Consider the following 18,387-nt stretch of genomic DNA (forward strand, 5'->3'; position numbering starts at 1 on the left):
TCCTCGGTCTCGCGGACCCTTTACAGGCCCATGTCCTTGGCGATGATCGACTTCATGATCTCGCTGGTGCCGCCGTAGATGCGGTTGACGCGGTTGTCCGCGTACAGGCGGGCGATCGGGTACTCGTTCATGTAGCCGTAGCCGCCGTGCAGCTGGAGGCAGCGGTCGATCACGCGGTGCGCGACCTCGGTGCAGAACAGCTTGGCGGAGGCGGCCTCGGCGGGGGTCAGCTCACCGGCGTCCAGGGCCTCCGTGGCGCGGTCGGCGACGGCCTCGGCGGCGTCCACCTCGGCCTGGCAGGCGGCCAGCTCGAACTTGGTGTTCTGGAAGTGGGCGACCGGCTTGCCGAAGACGGTGCGCTCCTGCACGTACTGCTTGGCGAACCGGACGGCGGCCTTGGCCTGGGCGTAGGCGCCGAAGGCGATGCCCCAGCGCTCCGAGGCCAGGTTGTGGCCGAGGTAGTAGAAGCCCTTGTTCTCCTCGCCGAGCAGGTCCTCGACCGGCACCTTGACGTCGACGAAGGCCAGCTCGGCGGTGTCGGAGGTGCGCAGGCCCAGCTTGTCCAGCTTGCGGCCGACCGAGTAGCCCTCGGACTTGGTGTCCACGGCGAACAGCGAGATGCCGTGCCGGCGGTCCTCGGCGGTCGGCGCGGCGGTGCGGGCGCACACGATCACGCGGTCGGCGTGCACGCCACCGGTGATGAAGGTCTTGGCGCCGTTGAGGACGTAGTGGGTGCCGTCCTCGGAGAGCTTGGCGGTGGACTTCATGCCCGCGAGGTCGGAACCGGTGCCCGGCTCCGTCATCGCGATGGCCCACATCTCCTCGCCGGTGACGAACTTCGGCAGGTAGCGCTTCTTCTGCTCGTCGGTGGCGAGCATCTTGATGTACGGCAGGGCGAGCAGCACGTGCACCCCGGAGCCGCCGAACTGAACGCCGGCGCGGGCGGTCTCCTCGTACAGGACGGCCTCGAACTTGTGGCTGTCCAGGCCCGCGCCGCCGAACTCCTCGGGCACGTTGATGCCGAAGATGCCCAGCTCGCCGAGCTTGTAGTAGAAGTCGCGGGGAGCCTGGCCGGCGGCGAACCACTCGTCGTAGACGGGGACGACCTCGGCCTCGATGAAGGCGCGCAGGGTCTCCCGGAACGCCTCGTGATCCTCGTTGAACACCGTACGGCGCACGCCGCCCACCTCCAGGTACCTGTCTAAGCGCTTGCTCAGATTCGAAGATACCGACGGGTAGGCCCAGCCGTCCAGGGTGAGCTTGACCACGCGGGCGGGCGCGTCAGTCGCCCTGCGCCGCCCCGAACGCCCCGCGCGCCATCCGGTGCAGCAGGGCCGCTGTCGCCGCGCGGCTCGGCAGGGTGCCGGCGCGGCCCAGGTGCGGGGTGGAGTTCAGCAGGCCGAACACGGAGTGGACGGCCGAGCGGGCCGAGGGCTCCGACAGACCGGGGTACACCTCCCGGACCACCTCGACCCACAGCTCGACGTACTGCCGCTGGAGCTGGCGGACCAGCTTGCGGTCGCTGTCGCGCAGCCGGTCCAGCTCGCGGTCGTGCAGGGTGATCAGCGGACGGTCGTCCAGCGCGAAGTCGATGTGGCCCTCGATGAGGGAGTCCAGGACCGCCGAGGGGCCGGTGTGGCCGTCGGACTCCGCCAGCCGCCGCTTGGCCCCGGTCAGCAGCCGGCCGCTGATGCCGACCAGCAGCTCGGCCAGCATCGCGTCCTTGCCCGGGAAGTGCCGGTAGAGGCCGGGGCCGCTGATGCCGACGGCGGCGCCTATCTCGTCGACCCCGACGCCGTGGAAGCCGCGCTCGGCGAAGAGCCGGGCGGCCTCCTTGAGGATCTGCTCGCGGCGGGTCGTGGCGTCGGTTCTGGTGACCATGCCATCAATTCTAGACAGCGAGGTTAGCGGTCGTTAACCTGGAGGAAATGGTTAACGCTCATTAACCGGTGAGGGGACCGCAGGATGCAGGAGGCACCGGAGCTTCACAGCGCGGCCGATCCCGCGTCGGAAGCCTGGCGGGCCAACGAAGAGGCACATCTCGCCCTGGTCGAGGAGCTGCGCGGCAAGCTGTCCGCGGCGGCACTCGGCGGCGGCGAGAAGGCCCGGGCCCGGCACACCGCGCGCGGCAAGCTGCTGCCGAGGGACAGGGTGGACACGCTGCTCGACCCGGGCTCGCCCTTTCTCGAACTGGCTCCGCTCGCGGCCGACGGGATGTACGACGGACAGGCCCCGGCCGCCGGGGTCATCGCCGGCATCGGCCGGGTCAGCGGACGCGAGTGCGTGATCGTCGCCAATGACGCCACGGTCAAGGGCGGGACGTACTACCCGATGACCGTGAAGAAGCACCTGCGCGCCCAGGAGGTGGCCCTGGACAACCGGCTGCCGTGCGTCTACCTGGTGGACTCCGGCGGCGCCTTCCTGCCGATGCAGGACGAGGTGTTCCCGGACCGGGACCACTTCGGGCGGATCTTCTACAACCAGGCCCGGATGTCGGGCGCCGGGATCCCGCAGATCGCGGCCGTCCTCGGCTCGTGCACGGCGGGCGGCGCGTACGTCCCCGCGATGAGCGACGAGGCGGTGATCGTCCGCAACCAGGGGACCATCTTCCTGGGCGGCCCGCCGCTGGTGAAGGCGGCGACCGGCGAGGTCGTCACCGCGGAGGAGCTGGGCGGCGGCGAGGTCCACTCGCGGGTGTCCGGCGTCACCGACCACCTCGCCGAGGACGACGCGCACGCGCTCCGGATCGTCCGGAACATCGTCGCCACCCTCCCGGCCCGGCAGTCCCTGCCGTGGGAGGTCCGGCCCGCGGTGGAGCCCAAGGTCGACCCGGCCGGGCTGTACGGCGCCGTCCCGGTCGGCAGCCGTACCCCCTACGACGTCCGCGAGATCATCGCGCGCGTGGTCGACGGCTCCCGGTTCGCCGAGTTCAAGGCCGAGTTCGGGCAGACCCTCGTCACCGGCTTCGCGCGCATCCACGGCCACCCGGTCGGGATCGTCGCCAACAACGGCATCCTGTTCTCCGAGTCCGCCCAGAAGGGCGCCCACTTCATCGAGCTGTGCGACCAGCGCGGGATCCCGCTGGTGTTCCTCCAGAACATCTCCGGCTTCATGGTCGGCAGGGACTACGAGGCCGGCGGCATCGCCAAGCACGGCGCCAAGATGGTCACCGCGGTGGCCTGCACGCGCGTGCCGAAGCTGACGGTGGTGGTCGGCGGCTCGTACGGCGCGGGCAACTACTCGATGTGCGGCCGGGCCTACTCGCCCCGCTTCCTGTGGATGTGGCCCAACGCCAAGATCTCCGTCATGGGCGGCGAACAGGCCGCGTCCGTCCTCGCCACGGTCAAGCGCGACCAGTTGGAGGCGCGCGGCGAGGAGTGGCCCGCCGAGGACGAGGAGAGCTTCAAGGCGCCCATCCGCGCGCAGTACGAGCGCCAGGGCAACGCCTACTACGCCACCGCCCGCCTCTGGGACGACGGCGTGATCGACCCGATGGACACCCGCCAGGTGCTGGGCCTCGCCCTGACCGCCTGTGCCAACGCGCCCCTGGGAGACCCCCAGTTCGGCGTCTTCCGGATGTGAGGAGGGGAACCGTGTTCGACACAGTGCTGGTGGCCAACCGGGGCGAGATCGCCGTACGCGTCATCCGTACGCTCCGCTCGCTGGGCGTGCGCTCGGTGGCGGTCTTCTCCGACGCCGACGCCGACGCGCGGCACGTCCGGGAGGCCGACACGGCGGTACGGATCGGTCCGGCGCCCGCGGCCGAGAGCTATCTGTCGGTGGAGCGGCTGCTCGAGGCCGCCGCCCGCACCGGCGCCCAGGCGGTCCACCCCGGGTACGGCTTCCTCGCCGAGAACGCCGCCTTCGCACGCGCCTGCGAGGAGGCGGGGCTGGTCTTCATCGGCCCGTCCGCGGACGCGATCGCGCTCATGGGCGACAAGATCCGGGCCAAGGAGACGGTGCAGGCGGCCGGGGTGCCGGTGGTGCCCGGCGGCCGGGACCCCGAGCTGGCCGAGGCGGCCCGTGCGCTGGGCGCGCCCGTGCTGCTCAAGCCCTCCGCCGGCGGTGGCGGCAAGGGCATGCGGCTGGTGCGGGACATGACCGTGCTGGAGGAGGAGATCGCCGCCGCCCGACGCGAGGCCCGCGCCTCCTTCGGCGACGACACGCTGCTGGTGGAGCGGTGGGTCGACCGGCCCCGGCACATCGAGATCCAGGTGCTTGCCGACGGCCACGGCAACGTGGTCCACCTCGGCGAGCGCGAGTGCTCGCTCCAGCGACGCCACCAGAAGATCATCGAGGAGGCGCCGAGCGTCCTCCTGGACGAGGAGACCCGGGCCGCGATGGGCGAGGCGGCCGTGCAGGCGGCCCGCTCGTGCGGGTACCGGGGCGCGGGCACGGTGGAGTTCATCGTGCCGGGCGGCGACCCCTCGTCGTACTACTTCATGGAGATGAACACCCGTCTCCAGGTGGAGCACCCGGTCACCGAGCTGGTCACCGGCCTGGACCTGGTCGAGTGGCAGCTGCGGGTGGCGGCCGGCGAGAAGCTGGGCTTCGCGCAGGAGGACGTGACCCTGACCGGGCACGCGGTCGAGGCCCGCATCTGCGCCGAGGACCCGGCCCGCGGCTTCCTGCCCTCCGGCGGCACCGTCCTCAGGCTCCACGAGCCCCAGGGCGAGGGCGTCCGCACCGACTCCGGGCTCAGCGAGGGCACCGAGGTCGGCAGCCTGTACGACCCGATGCTGTCCAAGGTCATCGCGTACGGCCCCGACCGCGCGACCGCGCTGCGCAGGCTCCGTGCGGCCCTCGCCGACACGGTCACCCTGGGCGTGCCGACCAATGCGGGCTTCCTGCGCCGCCTGCTCGCCCACCCGGCGGTCGTCCAGGGCGACCTGGACACCGGCCTGGTCGAGCGCGCGGTGGACGACCTGGTCTCCACCGACGTACCGGAGGAGGTGTACGAGGCGGCGGCGGCCGTGCGGCTGGAGCGGCTGAAGCCGCGCACCGACGGCTGGACGGACCCGTTCTCGGTGCCGAACGGCTGGCGCCTGGGCGGCACCCCCAAGCCGCCCGCCTTCCACCTGCGGGTGCAGGACCCGGTGCGGTACAGCCCGCGCGGCACGCACACCGTCACCGAGGACCGGGTCGGCGTCACCCTGGACGGGGTCCGGCACACCTTCCACCGCGCCGGTGACTGGCTCGGCCGGGACGGCGAGGCCTGGCTGGTCCGGGACCACGACCCGGTGGCCGCGTCGCTCAGCGGCTCGGCCCACGCGGGCGCGGACTCCCTCACCGCGCCCATGCCGGGCACCGTGACCGTGGTGAAGGTCGCCGTCGGCGACGAGGTGGCCGCCGGCCAGAGCCTGCTGGTGGTGGAGGCGATGAAGATGGAGCACGTCATCTCCGCCCCGCACGCGGGCACGGTCGCCGAACTGGATGTGACACCGGGGACGACGGTCGCCATGGACCAGGTGCTGGCCGTCGTCACCCCGCACGAGGAGGTGGCGGAGTGAGCGCGCAGGGTCTGCCCATGGCCGTAACCGCGTCCGGCCTGCCCGCGCGGGTGCGGATCCACGAGGTCGGCGCGCGCGACGGCCTCCAGAACGAGAAGACGGCCGTACCGACCGAGGTCAAGGCGGAGTTCATCCGCCGGCTGGCCGACGCGGGCCTGACGACCGTCGAGGCGACCAGCTTCGTGCACCCCAAGTGGGTGCCCCAACTGGCCGACGCCGAGCAGCTGTTCCCGATGGTGAGCGGCCTGCCCGGGGTGGCCCTGCCGGTGCTGGTGCCCAACCAACGCGGCCTGGACCGCGCGCTGGCCCTCGGCGCCGAGCGCATCGCCGTGTTCGCCAGCGCCACCGAGTCCTTCGCCAAGGCCAACCTCAACCGCACTCTGGACGAGTCGCTGGCCGTGTTCGAGCCGGTGGTGCGGCAGGCCAAGGACGCGGGCGCGCACGTCCGCGGCTATGTGTCGATGTGCTTCGGCGACCCCTGGGAAGGCCCGGTCCCGCTGCACCAGGTGGCCCGGGTCTGCACGGCGCTGCGGGACATGGGCTGCGACGAGCTGAGCCTCGGCGACACCATCGGCGTCGCCACCCCCGGCCACGTCCGCGCCCTGCTCGGTCTGCTCGATGAGGAAGGCGTGCCGACGGACGTGCTCGGCGTGCACTTCCACGACACCTACGGCCAGGCGCTCGCCAACACCTACGCGGCCTTGGAGCACGGCGTGACGACGGTCGACGCGTCCGCCGGCGGCCTCGGCGGCTGCCCGTACGCCAAGTCCGCCACCGGCAATCTCGCCACCGAGGACCTCGTCTGGATGCTGCACGGACTCGGCATCGAGACCGGGGTCGACCTCGGCCGTCTGACCGCCACCAGCGTGTGGATGGCCGAACAGCTGGGCCGCCCCAGCCCCTCCCGTACCGTCCGCGCTCTCTCCCACAAGGACCAGTGATCAGCATGGACCACCGTCTCAGCCCCGAGCTGGAGGAACTCCGCCGTACGGTGGAGGAGTTCGCGCACGACGTGGTGGCGCCGAAGATCGGCGACTTCTACGAGCGGCACGAGTTCCCGTACGAGATCGTCCGCGAGATGGGCCGGATGGGCCTGTTCGGGCTGCCGTTCCCGGAGGAGTACGGCGGGATGGGCGGCGACTATCTGGCCCTCGGCCTCGCCCTGGAGGAACTGGCCCGGGTGGACTCCTCGGTGGCCATCACCCTGGAGGCCGGGGTCTCGCTCGGCGCGATGCCCCTGCACCTCTTCGGCACCGAGGAGCAGAAGCGCGAGTGGCTGCCCCGGCTGTGCGCGGGCGAGATCCTGGGCGCGTTCGGGCTGACCGAGCCGGAGGGCGGCAGCGACGCCGGCGCCACCCGGACGACGGCCCGCCTGGACCCGGACACCGACGAATGGGTGATCAACGGCTCCAAGTGCTTCATCACCAACTCCGGCACGGACATCACCGGGCTGGTGACGGTCACCGCGGTCACCGGCCGCAAGCCGGACGGCAGGCCGCTGATCTCCTCGATCATCGTGCCCTCCGGCACCCCCGGCTTCACGGTCGCCGCGCCCTACTCCAAGGTCGGCTGGAACGCCTCCGACACCCGTGAGCTGTCCTTCCAGGACGTCCGCGTGCCCGCCGCCAACCTGCTCGGCGAGGAGGGCCGCGGCTACGCCCAGTTCCTGCGCATCCTGGACGAGGGCCGCATCGCCATCGCGGCGCTCGGCACGGGCCTGGCGCAGGGCTGCGTCGACGAGTCGGTCAAGTACGCCAAGGAACGCCACGCCTTCGGCCGCCCGATCGGCGCCAACCAGGCCATCCAGTTCAAGATCGCCGACATGGAGATGAAGGCCCACACGGCCCGCCTCGCCTGGCGCGACGCGGCGTCCCGCCTGGTCGCCGGCGAACCCTTCAAGAAGGAGGCGGCCCTGGCCAAGCTGTACTCCTCCACGGTCGCCGTGGACAACGCCCGCGACGCCACACAGATCCACGGCGGCTACGGCTTCATGAACGAGTACCCGGTGGCCCGCATGTGGCGCGACTCCAAGATCCTGGAAATCGGCGAGGGCACGAGCGAGGTCCAGCGGATGCTGATCGCGCGGGAGCTGGGGCTGGTGAGCTGAGGCACGGAAGTACTCGCTGGAGGGGACCACGGACCGCAGTCCCCCTCCAGCGGTCATCTCAGTGAGCGTTCCAGCACCTCCCGGTGTTCGGAGACCCACTGACGGGCCGCCTGAACCTCCCGCACGGCCCCCGCGTCACGGAGCCGGGCCATGGCGATGTCACCCGCGTCGGCCCCGGCTTCGATGCCCCGCCGGCACCGGTCCTGCCACCACAGGATCGTGGCCACGAGATCCTGCCGGTCGGACAGCCCGTAGCTGTCGGCGATCAGCCTCATGCGCCGGGCTGCCTCCCCGACGTCTGTGACCGAGGGGCCCAGGCCGAGGTACTGCCAGCAGACATGGGCGATGTCATGGATCCGCGCGCCCGGCGCGGCAAGGTCCCAGTCGATGAACGCCGTCGGCCGAAGCTCGCCCCCGCGCAGCCGGTAGACCGTGTTCTTCGGCGACAGGTCGTTGTGACACACGACCTCCCGGTCACCGGCCAGCGGGGTCCCGGCCGTCAGGTCGTGGAAGTCCCGCACGAGCCGGGCGACCGTCACCAGACTTGCGTCCGAGGACACGGCAGCGGGCTGTCGCGGCTCCCAAGCCACATGGCCCTCGAGGTAACCGAGCACCTCACGGCCCTCGTCGTCCACACCGAGATACCGCGGAGCACCACTCCAGCCCCTGGCCTCCAGCAACCTCAGCAACTCCCCCACGAACCCCGTACGCGCCGAGACCGGCCGGCGCACCGTGTCCCCGACCCGCACCACGGCACTGACGAAACCTCCGGGCAAGAGCGACTCAGCCATCCCCCCCCAGCCTGCCTGACCGCCCACCCCACCGTGCTGAACGTGCCGTTCGCCGTACTGCTCATGGGGCCCACAGTTACGCTGCCGAAGCATGGACCACGTCCCCGGCAGTGACACCAAGCCCGATGCCGCCGTGATCGTCGCACGCGACCGTCACGGACGGGTCGCCGTCCTGACCGCAGCCTTCCCCCGGCATGGAGGCGAGTACCTGTTCCTCCCCGGCGGCAAGGCGGAACCCGGCGAGACCCCTGAAGAGTGCGCCCGCCGCGAGCTCCGAGAAGAGGCCGGCATCGTCGCCGAGTCCTGGCGACCCCTGGGCTCGTACGTCATGGTCCCCGACTCGCCCGCCAGACTGCACCTGTTCGAGGCCACGCAGCTGACCCTCGGGCCACAGCAGCTCATGCCGTGGGAAGCGGACTTCACGCTCATGTGGTGGTCCCTGGATGACGCGCTCAAGGCTGTTGACGCAGGCCGCTTCCTCCTCCCGGGCGGCCCCTTGGCACTGCTGCTCGCCAGCAGGGAGGCCACCGTCGAGCCGTAGACGGGCCGCGCCCAAGTCACGCCTGACGCCCGGGACTTGTCAGACCCGCCCACTACCGTCCCCACATGACCAACACACCGAGCAGCACCCACCGCATCAGGCCTCAGCAGTTCCACCGGAGTGCCGGAGTCGAGGACTGGCGGGTCGTGGGTGAGGGGGCGTGTGCGTGTTTTCGGACCGGGTCGTTCGTGGCCGGGGCCCGGTTCGTGCAGGCGATCAGTGAGATACCGGCGGGTGACGGCGAGCACCCGGATGTGGATGTGCGGCAGGAGGGGGTGACCGTACGGCTGATCGCGGTCACGGACGACTACTACGGGCTGACCGAACGGCATGTGGAGCTGGCCCGGCGGATTTCCGACGTGGCTCGTGCGCTGGGCGTACCGGCCGATCCGTCCGCCGTGCAGACCGTCCAGGTCACCGTCGACGCCCTCGCCGGTCCCGGGGTGGTGGCGTTCTGGCGGGCCCTGCTCGGTCATCAGGACCAGGCGGGCAGTGGGGAGGATCTCATCGATCCGCGGCGGCGCGGGGCGCCGTTCTACTTCCAGCGGATGGACGCGCCGCGTCCGCAGCGCAACCGGGTGCACGTCGACGTGTGGGTGCCGTACGACCAGGCCGAGGCGCGGATCGCCGCGGCGCTCGCGGCCGGGGGCCGTCTGGTGAACGACGCCGACGCGCCGTCGAACCGGGTGCTGGCCGATCCCGAGGGGAACGAGGCGTGTGTCGGTGTGGCCGGCCCGCCTCAGGGCACCCTCTGGGAGATCGACTGAGGTTAGGCTAACCTGCCTTCGAACGTGTCCGGCGGGCGCCTCGCCCCGGTCGAAAGCAGTCATACCCATGCCCAACGCCCGTGCTTCCCACCCGACTCGTCGCGGCCTCCTCGCCGCGGGCGGCGCTCTCGGCCTCGGTGCCGCGCTCGCCGCCTGCGGGGACGGCAAGGCCAAAAGCGGCGGTACGGCGAAGAACGGCGCGTCCGGGCCCTGGTCCTTCAAGGACGACCGCGGCACCACGGTGAAGCTCGACAGGGTCCCGGCGAACATCGTCGCGTTCACCGGTGTCGGCGCCGCCCTCTACGACTACGGCATCCAGGTCAAGGGCGTGTTCGGCCCGACGAAGACCTCGGACGGCAAGGCCGATGTGCAGGCCGGCGACATGGATGTCAGCAAGGTGACGGTCCTCGGCAACACCTGGGGCCAGTTCAACATCGAGAAGTACGCCTCCCTCGCCCCGGACGTGCTCATCACGACCATGTTCGACGGCGCCGGCACCCTCTGGTACGTCCCCGAGGAGTCCAAGGACAAGATCGCCAAGCTGGCCCCCAGCGTCGCGCTCTCCGTCTACGACCGCCAGCTCACCCAGCCGCTCCAGCGCATGTGGGACCTCGCCGCGTCGCTGGGCGCGGACATGAGGGCGAAGAAGGTGACGGACGCGAAGAAGCGGTTCGAGGCGGCCGCCGCCCGGCTGCGCGCGGCGGCCAAGGCCAAGCCCGGCATCAAGGTGATGGCCGGCAGCGCGAGCGACCAGCTGTTCTACGTCTCCGGCACCAACCTCTCCATCGACCTGGAGTACTTCAAGGCCCTCGGCGTGAACTTCGTGGAGCCGCCGGAGAGCGCGAAGAAGCAGGGCGGCGGCTGGTACGAGTCGCTGAGCTGGGAGAACGTCGACAAGTACCCGGCCGACATCATCATGATGGACGACCGGTCGTCGGCCATGCAGCCCGCGGACATCACCAAGCCGACCTGGAAGAAGCTGCCCGCGGTGAAGGCGGGCCAGGTCATCGCGCGGTCCCCCGAGCCGATCCTGTCGTACGACAAGTGCGTGCCCCTGCTGACGAACCTCGCCGAGGCGCTGGAGAAGGCCAAGAAGGTCAGCTGAGCCACACACAGGAGCCCCCCATGACGACGGCCGTAGCCGCCCCTTTCCGGTTCTTCTCTCTCGAGGTCGTACGGACGAGGCGGCTGGGGCCGTCTCTCGTCCGGGTCACCTTCGGCGGACCCGATCTGCACGCCTTCCGGTCCGACGGATACGACCAGTCGCTGTCCCTGTTCCTGCCGCACCCGGGGCAGCAGGCTCCCGTCGTGCCGCTGGAGTTGGGGGACGAATGGTGGCAGGGGTGGCGGGAGCTGCCCGATGACGTGCGGGCGGTGATGCGGTCGTACACGCTGCGCGCGCTGCGCCGGGATCCCGACGAGATCGATGTCGACTTCGCCCTGCACCGGCCCGCCGGGCCCGCCTCCCGCTGGGCCGAGCGGGCCACGGCCGGGGACCGGGTGCTGCTGCTCGGTCCGGCCGTCGCCGACAACCGGGCCATCCGGTTCCGGCCGCCCGAGGACACGGATCTCGTGGTGCTGTGCGGTGACGAGACCGCCGTACCCGCCGCGACCGCGGTCCTGGAGGCCCTTCCGGCCGGTACCCGCGTCCGGGCCTGGCTGGAGGTGCCGCACGCCGGGGACATCCAGGACGTGCGCACGGCGGCGGACGCGGAGATCACGTGGCTCGTACGGCACGACGGGTCCCCCATGGCCGTCGATGCCGTACGAGCCGCCCCGCTCCCCCGCGCCGAGCGGCCGTATGTGTGGCTCGCCGGGGAGAGCGGTCAGGTGAAGGCGCTGCGGCGGCACTTCGTCGGGGAGTGCGGGGCCGACCGGCGCCGGGTGACCTTTGTGGGGTACTGGCGGCAGGGCATGACGGAGGACCAGCTGCGGGCCGCCGGGTAACTCCCTTGCGCGTGACGCCGGTCACGGATCACGCATGTCTTGATCCAAAGAACTTAGGTTAGGCTAACCTAAGTAGAACCCCCCGCACGGACTGTCCCCTCGGAGGACCCCCACATGCGCTCGCACCTGCTCAATGGCCTCACCGCGGAGCAGTACCGCCGCTCCGTGACCGAAGGAGTCGAGCGGGTGGCGGCCAAACTCGCCACCACCGACCGTCCGTTCACCGGCGTCACCGTCGACGCCCTCACTCCGCGCGTCGACGCGATCGACCTCGACCGCCCGCTGGGCGACACCGCCGCCGTCCTGGACGAGCTGGAGGAGGTCTATCTGAAGGACGCGGTCTACTTCCACCACCCCCGCTACCTCGCCCACCTCAACTGCCCCGTCGTCATCCCCGCGGTGCTCGGCGAGGCGGTGCTCTCCGCGGTCAACTCCTCGCTGGACACCTGGGACCAGTCGGCCGGCGGCACGCTCATCGAGCGCAGGATCGTCGACTGGACGGCCCGGCGGATCGGGCTCGGCCCCGCCGCCGACGGCGTGTTCACCTCGGGCGGCAGCCAGTCCAACCTCCAGGCGCTGCTGCTGGCCCGGGAGGAGGCGAAGAGCGAGGAGCCCGGGAAACTGCGGATCTTCGCCTCCGAGGCCGGCCACTTCAGCGTGCAGAAGTCCGCGAAACTGCTCGGGCTGGGACCGGACGCCGTGGTCACCGTGCCCGTCGACCACGACAAGCGCATGCAGACCGTCGCCCTCGCCCGCGAGCTGGAGCGCTGCACCCGGGACGGCCTGGTGCCGATGGCCGTCGTCGCCACCGCCGGCACCACCGACTTCGGCTCCATCGACCCGCTGCCGGAGATCGCCGCGCTGTGCGCCCAGTACGGGGTGTGGATGCACGTGGACGCCGCCTACGGCTGCGGACTGCTCGCCTCCCTCAAGTACCGGGACCGCATCGACGGCATCGAGCGCGCCGACTCCGTCACCGTCGACTACCACAAGTCCTTCTTCCAGCCGGTGAGTTCCTCCGCCCTGCTGGTCCGGGACGCGGCCACCCTGCGGCACGCCACCTACCACGCGGACTACCTCAACCCGCGCCGCATGGTGACCGAGCGCATCCCCAACCAGGTCGACAAGTCCCTCCAGACCACCCGGCGGTTCGACGCCCTGAAGATGTGGCTGACGCTGCGCGTGATGGGCGCGGATGGCATCGGCGCCCTCTTCGACGAGGTGTGCGACCTGGCGGCCGAGGGCTGGGAGCTGCTCGCGGCCGACCCGCGCTACGACGTCGTGGTCCGGCCCACCCTGTCCACCCTGGTCTTCCGCTACATCCCCGCGGCCGTCACCGACCCCGCCGAGATCGACCGCGCCAACCTCCACGCCCGCAAGGCCCTGTTCGCCTCCGGGGACGCCGTCGTCGCGGGCACCACGGTCGGCGGCCGCCACTACCTGAAGTTCACCCTGCTCAACCCCGAGACCACGACGGCCGACATCGCGGCCGTCCTCGACCTGATCGCCGGCCATGCCGAGCAGTACCTGGGAGAGTCCCTTGACCGCGCTTGCTGAAGCCCCGGAGAAGACCTACGACGTCGTGGGGATCGGGCTCGGCCCCTTCAACCTCGGCCTCGCCTGCCTCACCGAGCCGATCGCCGAACTGGACGGCGTCTTCCTGGAGTCCAAGCCCGACTTCGAGTGGCACTCCGGGATGTTCCTCGACGGCGCCCATCTCCAGACCCCGTTCATGTCGGACCTGGTCACCCTCGCCGACCCCACCTCCCCGTACTCCTTCCTCAACTACCTGAAGGAGAAGGGCAGACTGTACTCGTTCTACATCCGGGAGAACTTCTATCCGCTGCGGGTGGAGTACGACGACTACTGCCGCTGGGCGGCCGGCAAGCTGAGCTGCGTCCGCTTCGGCACCACGGTCACCGAGGTGTCGTACGACGAGACGGGCGAGGTGTACGTCGTCCGTGCCGAGGGCGGCCGGACGTACCGGGCGCGGCGGCTGGTCCTCGGGACCGGGACCGTGCCCTTCGTTCCCGAGCCGTGCCGGGGGCTGGCCGGCGATGTCATCCATACCTCCGAGTACATGCACCGCAAGGCCGAGCTCCAGCGGAAGAGGTCCATCACGATCGTCGGCAGCGGGCAGAGCGCCGCCGAGATCTACTACGAGCTGCTGGCCGGGATCGACGACCACGGCTACCAGCTCAACTGGGTCACCCGCTCCCCGCGGTTCTTCCCGCTGGAGTACACCAAGCTCACCCTGGAGATGACCTCCCCGGACTACATCGACTACTTCCGCGCCCTGCCGGAGGAGACCCGCTACCGGCTGGAGAAGCAGCAGAAGGGCCTGTTCAAGGGGATCAACTCGGACCTGATCGACTCGATCTTCGACCTGCTCTACCAGAAGAACGTGGAGAGCGGGGACCGGCCGGTGCCCACCCGGCTGCTCACCAACTCCTCGCTCACCAGCGCCTCTCACACCGACGGCGCCTTCACCCTCGGCTTCCGCCAGGACGAGCAGGGCAAGGACTTCGAGATCCGCTCCGAGGCGCTGGTGCTGGCCACCGGCTACCACTACACGCCCCCGGCCTTCCTCGACCCCGTCCGCGACCGGCTCCGCTTCGACGGCCACGGCCGCTTCGACGTGGCCCGCAACTACTCCGTCGACCACACCGGCCGGGGCGTCTTCCTCCAGAACGCCGGCGTCCACACGCACAGCATCACCTCTCCGGACCTGGGCATGGGCCCGTACCGGAACGCGTACATCATCCGCGAGCTGCTCGGCACCGAGTACTACCCGGTCGAGAAGACCATCGCCTTCCAGGAGTTCGGAGCATGACCTTCACCATCCGTCCCCTCGACCCGCTGACGGACGCCGAGCTGCTGCACGGCTGGGTCACGCACCCCAAGGCCGCGTTCTGGATGATGCAGGACGCCCGGCTGGAGGACGTGGAGCGGGCCTACCTGGAGATCGCGGCCGACGAGCACCACGAGGCGTTCCTCGGGTTGCACGACGGCCGGCCGGTCTTCCTGATGGAGCGGTACGACCCCGCGCACCGCGAGCTGGTTGGGCTCTACGAGCCGGAGCCGGGCGACACCGGCATGCACTTCCTGGTGGCGCCCACGGACACCCCCGTGCACGGGTTCACGCGGGCCGTCATCACCGCCGTCATGGAGCACCTCTTCGCGGACCCGGCCGTGACCCGGGTCGTGGTCGAACCCGATGTGCGCAACACGGCGGTGCACGCCCTGAACAAGGCCGTCGGGTTCGTGCCCGACCGGGAGATCCAGAAGCCGGAGAAGAAGGCCCTGCTGAGCTTCTGCACCCGCGAGGACTTCCTGCGGGCGGTGGCCGCATGAACCTCGCCGACGCCGTGGCCCACCTCTCCCCCGAGCGCTGGGCGACGGCCAACCGCCTGCTGATACGCAAGGCGCTCGCCGAGTTCGCCCACGAACGCCTGATCACCCCCGAGCCGGACGGCGAGGGGTACGCCGTCCGCAGCGACGACGGGCTCACCGTCTACCGGTTCCGGGCCGTCCGCCGCGCCCTCGACCACTGGCAGGTCGACGCCGAGTCCGTCACCCGGCACCGCGACGGCACCGAACTCCCCCTCGCCGCCCTGGACTTCTTCATCGAGCTGAAGGAGTCGCTGGGGCTGAGCGACGAGATCCTGCCGGTCTATCTGGAGGAGATCTCCTCCACCCTCTCCGGCACCTGCTACAAGCTCACCAAGCCCCCGATCACCTCCGCCGAGCTGGCGGACAGCGGCTTCCAGGCCATCGAGACCGGGATGACCGAGGGCCACCCCTGCTTCGTCGCGAACAACGGGCGGCTCGGGTTCGGCGTCCACGAGTACCTGTCGTACGCGCCGGAGACCGCGCGCCCGGTACGGCTGGTGTGGCTGGCCGCGCACCGGTCACGGGCCGCGTTCACGGCGGGGGCGGGGATCGAGTACGGCACATTCCTGCGGGAGGAGCTGGGCGAGACCACGCTGAACCGTTTCCGCGCCGTGCTCACCGGCCAGGGGCTCGACCCGGAGGACTACCTCCTCATCCCCGTCCACCCGTGGCAGTGGTGGAACAAGCTCTCCGTCACCTTCGCCGCCGAGGTGGCCCGGCGCCATCTGGTCTGTCTCGGCGAGGGCGACGACGCGTACCTGGCCCAGCAGTCGATCCGGACCTTCTTCAACACCTCACACCCCGAGAAGCACTATGTGAAGACGGCCCTGTCCGTCCTCAACATGGGCTTCATGCGCGGCCTGTCCGCCGCCTACATGGAGGCCACCCCGGCCATCAACGACTGGCTGGCCCAGCTGGTCGAGAACGACCCGGTGCTGAAGTCGACGGGTCTGACGATCATCCGGGAGCGGGCGGCCGTCGGCTACCGGCACCTGGAGTACGAGCGGGCCACCGACCGCTCCTCGCCGTACCGCAAGATGCTGGCCGCCCTGTGGCGGGAGAGCCCGGTGGCCTCGCTCGGGGACGGCGAGTCGCTCGCCACCATGGCCTCACTGCTGCACACCGACCACGAGGGCGCCTCCTTCGCGGGCGCGCTGATCACCCGCTCCGGGCTCGCCCCCGCCGAGTGGCTGCGGCGCTATCTGCGGGCCTACTACACCCCCCTCCTGCACAGCTTCTACGCCTACGACCTGGCGTTCATGCCGCACGGCGAGAACGTCATCCTGGTGCTCAAGGACGGCGTGGTGCAGCGGGCGGTCTACAAGGACATCGCCGAGGAGATCGTGGTGATGGACCCCGACGCGGTACTGCCGCCCGAGGTGCGGCGGATCCGCGTCGAGGTCCCGGAGGACCAGAAGCTGCTGTCGGTCTTCACCGATGTCTTCGACTGCTTCTTCCGGTTCCTCGCCGCAAACCTCGCCGAAGAAGGGTTCCTGACCGAGGACGAGTTCTGGGGCACGGTCGCCGAGGTCACCCGCGCGTACCAGGAGTCGGCGCCGGAACTGGCCGAGAAGTTCCGGCAGTACGACATCTTCGCCCCCGAGTTCGCGCTGTCCTGCCTCAACCGGCTCCAGCTGCGGAACAACCGGCAGATGGTGGACCTCGCCGACCCGTCCGGCGCGCTCCAGCTCGTCGGCACGCTCGGGAACCCGCTCGCTCAGCGCGCCGGCCAGGGCACCTGAGGCGACCTGTAGTAGCTGATGCCCAGGGCGTCCCAGCGCGGGCCCTGGGCCGCCAGCCGCACCTTGTAGGCGTCCCAGTCGTGGCTGGCCGCCGGGGACCAGCCCAGCTCGGCGGCGCCCGCGAGGCGCGGGAACGCCAGGTACTCGAGGTCGGCGGAGGTCTTCAGCGTCTCGGACCACAGCGGCGCCTCCACGCCCCTGATCGCCGAGGCGGGCGCCCCCGGCAGATAGGCGCCCGGGTTCCAGTCGTAGGACCGCCGCACCTCCACCAGGCCCGCCCAGGTGAGGCCCAGCCGGGTGGCCTTGGTGTACTTCATGTCGAGGTAGATCCGGTCGGCCGGGGACAGGATCAGTCCGGTGCCGTTGCGAGCGGCCCGCGCCACCTGTTCCTTCTCCGTGGCGCTGGTGCCGTCCAGGCCCCAGTACTGGGCGAGGGCGCCCGGGACCGGGCGGGCGCCGGTGAGCTGGTGCCAGCCGATGACCGTCTTGCCGTACCGGGCGACGACCGGCTGCACCCGGTCCATGAAGGTGACGTAGTCGGCGTGGCTGGTGGAGTGGGCCTCGTCGCCGCCGATGTGGAGGTAGCGGCCGGGGGTGAGCGCCGCCAGCTCACGGACGACGTCGTCCACGAAGTCGTACGTCACCTGCTTGCCCACGCACAGCGAGCTGAAGCCGACGTGGGTGCCGGTGTAGCGCGGGGGTGCCACGCCGTCGCAGTTCAGCGGGGCGTAGGAGGCGAGGGCCGCGTTGGTGTGGCCCGGCATGTCGATCTCCGGGACGACCTCCAGATAGCGGGCGGCCGCGTAGCGCACGATCCGCCGGTAGTCGGCCTTGGTGTAGTAGCCGCCGGGGCCGCCGCCCACCTCGGTGCCACCGCCGTAGGCCGCCAGGCGGGGCCAGGAGTCGACGGCGATGCGCCAGCCCTGGTCGTCGCTGAGGTGCAGATGCAGCTCGTTGATCTTGTAGAGGGCGAGCTGGTCGATATAGCGCTCGACCTGGGCGACGGTGAAGAAGTGCCGGGCGACGTCGAGCATGGCGCCCCGGTAGGCGTAGCGGGGCCGGTCCTCGATGGTGCCGCCCGGGACCACCCACGGGCCGGGCTGCACGCTTCTGCGCTCGACGGCCGCCGGGAGCAGCTGACGCAGGGTCTGCACGCCGTGGAAGAGACCGGCGGGCGCGCTCGCGGTGAGGGTCACGCCCAGCGGGCCGCTGCTCAGCCGGTACCCCTCCGCCCCGAAGTCGCCTTTCCGCAGGCGCAGTTGGATCCCGCCGGTGCCCGGGCCGGTGACCGGCAGGCGGTAGCCGGTGGACGGTCGCAGCAGGCCGGCGAGGTAGCCGCCGATCCGGCGGACCTCGGCCGAGTCGTCGGCGTGTACCTGGGTGGCGGGGGTGATGCGGTACGGCACTGTGCCCGGCGTGACCGAGGCGGGCGCCGGGATCACCCGGCCGGGCAGGGCCGGTGCGGCGGCGGCCGGGGGTGCGGCGCCGACGGTGGACACGCCTGCCGCGGCGAGCAGCAGGGCGCCGAGGATGCGGGTGATGCGGGGAGTCGTGCCGTGGTCGCGTCTCACTTGCGCTCCCTTCGGATG

At 71.0% G+C, this 18,387-nt stretch carries 16 protein-coding genes; 12 read left to right on the plus strand and 4 right to left on the minus strand.

What is annotated here, in order from left to right; translation table 11 throughout:
• Window positions 1-20: 20 nt before the first annotated feature.
• Both ACZ5CZ_RS05210 and ACZ5CZ_RS05215 read right to left on the minus strand, forming a co-directional pair.
• Window positions 21-1,178, minus strand: coding sequence for an acyl-CoA dehydrogenase family protein (locus ACZ5CZ_RS05210; protein WP_385843791.1), 1,158 nt, complete (start codon window positions 1,176-1,178; stop codon window positions 21-23).
• 103 nt (window positions 1,179-1,281) lie between these two features.
• The gene (locus ACZ5CZ_RS05215) at window positions 1,282-1,881 is read right to left on the minus strand and encodes an SACE_7040 family transcriptional regulator (protein WP_385843790.1); all 600 of its coding nucleotides are present in this window, start codon (window positions 1,879-1,881) and stop codon (window positions 1,282-1,284) included.
• A gap of 84 nt (window positions 1,882-1,965) precedes the next feature.
• Between ACZ5CZ_RS05215 and ACZ5CZ_RS05220 the strand changes: the two genes are divergently transcribed.
• From ACZ5CZ_RS05220 to ACZ5CZ_RS05235, 4 genes are read left to right on the plus strand one after another with little or no spacing between them, the layout of a single operon-like run.
• Window positions 1,966-3,582 (plus strand): carboxyl transferase domain-containing protein, encoded by a 1,617-nt coding sequence (locus ACZ5CZ_RS05220; protein WP_468939333.1) that lies wholly within the window; start codon window positions 1,966-1,968, stop codon window positions 3,580-3,582.
• Between the two features lie 11 nt (window positions 3,583-3,593).
• Window positions 3,594-5,510, plus strand: coding sequence for an acetyl/propionyl/methylcrotonyl-CoA carboxylase subunit alpha (locus ACZ5CZ_RS05225; RefSeq protein ID WP_385843788.1), 1,917 nt, complete (start codon window positions 3,594-3,596; stop codon window positions 5,508-5,510).
• Window positions 5,507-6,451: a hydroxymethylglutaryl-CoA lyase gene (locus tag ACZ5CZ_RS05230; protein ID WP_385843787.1), complete on the plus strand. Its 945-nt coding sequence runs from the start codon at window positions 5,507-5,509 to the stop codon at window positions 6,449-6,451. The genes ACZ5CZ_RS05225 and ACZ5CZ_RS05230 overlap by 4 nt, the downstream gene beginning before the upstream one ends.
• A 5-nt stretch (window positions 6,452-6,456) precedes the next feature.
• Window positions 6,457-7,617 (plus strand): acyl-CoA dehydrogenase family protein, encoded by a 1,161-nt coding sequence (locus tag ACZ5CZ_RS05235; RefSeq protein WP_468939337.1) that lies wholly within the window; start codon window positions 6,457-6,459, stop codon window positions 7,615-7,617.
• Window positions 7,618-7,670: 53 nt separating this feature from the next.
• Here ACZ5CZ_RS05235 and ACZ5CZ_RS05240 read toward each other — a convergent pair whose 3' ends face one another.
• Complete coding sequence (locus ACZ5CZ_RS05240) at window positions 7,671-8,408, minus strand: phosphotransferase (protein WP_468939338.1); 738 nt, start codon at window positions 8,406-8,408, stop codon at window positions 7,671-7,673.
• Window positions 8,409-8,499: 91 nt separating this feature from the next.
• On the opposite strand from ACZ5CZ_RS05240, the gene ACZ5CZ_RS05245 reads away from it, so the two are divergent.
• From ACZ5CZ_RS05245 to ACZ5CZ_RS05280, 8 genes are all read left to right on the plus strand, one after another.
• Entirely contained in the window at window positions 8,500-8,949 is a 450-nt protein-coding gene (locus ACZ5CZ_RS05245; protein ID WP_468939341.1) for an NUDIX hydrolase, read from the plus strand.
• A gap of 65 nt (window positions 8,950-9,014) precedes the next feature.
• A complete protein-coding gene (locus tag ACZ5CZ_RS05250) occupies window positions 9,015-9,716 on the plus strand; it encodes a VOC family protein (protein ID WP_468939344.1) in 702 nt (233 codons plus the stop codon).
• A 67-nt stretch (window positions 9,717-9,783) separates the two neighbouring features.
• A complete protein-coding gene (locus ACZ5CZ_RS05255; protein ID WP_468939346.1) occupies window positions 9,784-10,821 on the plus strand; it encodes an ABC transporter substrate-binding protein in 1,038 nt (345 codons plus the stop codon).
• A gap of 20 nt (window positions 10,822-10,841) precedes the next feature.
• Window positions 10,842-11,663, plus strand: a complete 822-nt coding sequence (locus ACZ5CZ_RS05260; protein WP_385843781.1) for a siderophore-interacting protein — start codon at window positions 10,842-10,844, stop codon at window positions 11,661-11,663.
• Between the two features lie 114 nt (window positions 11,664-11,777).
• Window positions 11,778-13,220 (plus strand): lysine decarboxylase DesA, encoded by a 1,443-nt coding sequence (gene desA / locus ACZ5CZ_RS05265; RefSeq protein ID WP_385843780.1) that lies wholly within the window; start codon window positions 11,778-11,780, stop codon window positions 13,218-13,220.
• Window positions 13,204-14,496 carry a lysine N(6)-hydroxylase/L-ornithine N(5)-oxygenase family protein gene (locus ACZ5CZ_RS05270; RefSeq protein WP_468939350.1) on the plus strand — a complete coding sequence of 431 codons (1,293 nt, stop codon included), beginning with the start codon at window positions 13,204-13,206 and terminating at the stop codon, window positions 14,494-14,496. The genes desA and ACZ5CZ_RS05270 overlap by 17 nt, the downstream gene beginning before the upstream one ends.
• Window positions 14,493-15,017 carry a GNAT family N-acetyltransferase gene (locus ACZ5CZ_RS05275; RefSeq protein ID WP_468939353.1) on the plus strand — a complete coding sequence of 175 codons (525 nt, stop codon included), beginning with the start codon at window positions 14,493-14,495 and terminating at the stop codon, window positions 15,015-15,017. The genes ACZ5CZ_RS05270 and ACZ5CZ_RS05275 overlap by 4 nt, the downstream gene beginning before the upstream one ends.
• Window positions 15,014-16,798: an IucA/IucC family protein gene (locus tag ACZ5CZ_RS05280; protein ID WP_468939355.1), complete on the plus strand. Its 1,785-nt coding sequence runs from the start codon at window positions 15,014-15,016 to the stop codon at window positions 16,796-16,798. The genes ACZ5CZ_RS05275 and ACZ5CZ_RS05280 overlap by 4 nt, the downstream gene beginning before the upstream one ends.
• On the opposite strand, the gene ACZ5CZ_RS05285 is transcribed toward ACZ5CZ_RS05280, so the two are convergent.
• On the minus strand, window positions 16,774-18,369 hold the full coding sequence (locus ACZ5CZ_RS05285) for a beta-N-acetylhexosaminidase (protein ID WP_468939358.1): 1,596 nt from the start codon (window positions 18,367-18,369) through the stop codon (window positions 16,774-16,776). The two genes, ACZ5CZ_RS05280 and ACZ5CZ_RS05285, sit on opposite strands and share 25 nt — an antisense overlap.
• Window positions 18,370-18,387: the final 18 nt, after the last annotated feature.

This window comes from Streptomyces sp. NPDC031418, assembly GCF_055581605.1.

Coding starts and splice junctions, on each gene's coding strand:
- ACZ5CZ_RS05215 (WP_385843790.1), bottom strand. CDS start 1,881: ATGGTCACCAGAACCGACGCCACGACCCGCCGCGAGCAGATCCTCAAG.
- ACZ5CZ_RS05220 (WP_468939333.1), top strand. CDS start 1,966: ATGCAGGAGGCACCGGAGCTTCACAGCGCGGCCGATCCCGCGTCGGAA.
- ACZ5CZ_RS05235 (WP_468939337.1), top strand. CDS start 6,457: ATGGACCACCGTCTCAGCCCCGAGCTGGAGGAACTCCGCCGTACGGTG.
- ACZ5CZ_RS05240 (WP_468939338.1), bottom strand. CDS start 8,408: ATGGCTGAGTCGCTCTTGCCCGGAGGTTTCGTCAGTGCCGTGGTGCGG.
- ACZ5CZ_RS05245 (WP_468939341.1), top strand. CDS start 8,500: ATGGACCACGTCCCCGGCAGTGACACCAAGCCCGATGCCGCCGTGATC.
- ACZ5CZ_RS05250 (WP_468939344.1), top strand. CDS start 9,015: ATGACCAACACACCGAGCAGCACCCACCGCATCAGGCCTCAGCAGTTC.
- ACZ5CZ_RS05255 (WP_468939346.1), top strand. CDS start 9,784: ATGCCCAACGCCCGTGCTTCCCACCCGACTCGTCGCGGCCTCCTCGCC.
- ACZ5CZ_RS05260 (WP_385843781.1), top strand. CDS start 10,842: ATGACGACGGCCGTAGCCGCCCCTTTCCGGTTCTTCTCTCTCGAGGTC.
- desA (WP_385843780.1), top strand. CDS start 11,778: ATGCGCTCGCACCTGCTCAATGGCCTCACCGCGGAGCAGTACCGCCGC.
- ACZ5CZ_RS05275 (WP_468939353.1), top strand. CDS start 14,493: ATGACCTTCACCATCCGTCCCCTCGACCCGCTGACGGACGCCGAGCTG.
- ACZ5CZ_RS05280 (WP_468939355.1), top strand. CDS start 15,014: ATGAACCTCGCCGACGCCGTGGCCCACCTCTCCCCCGAGCGCTGGGCG.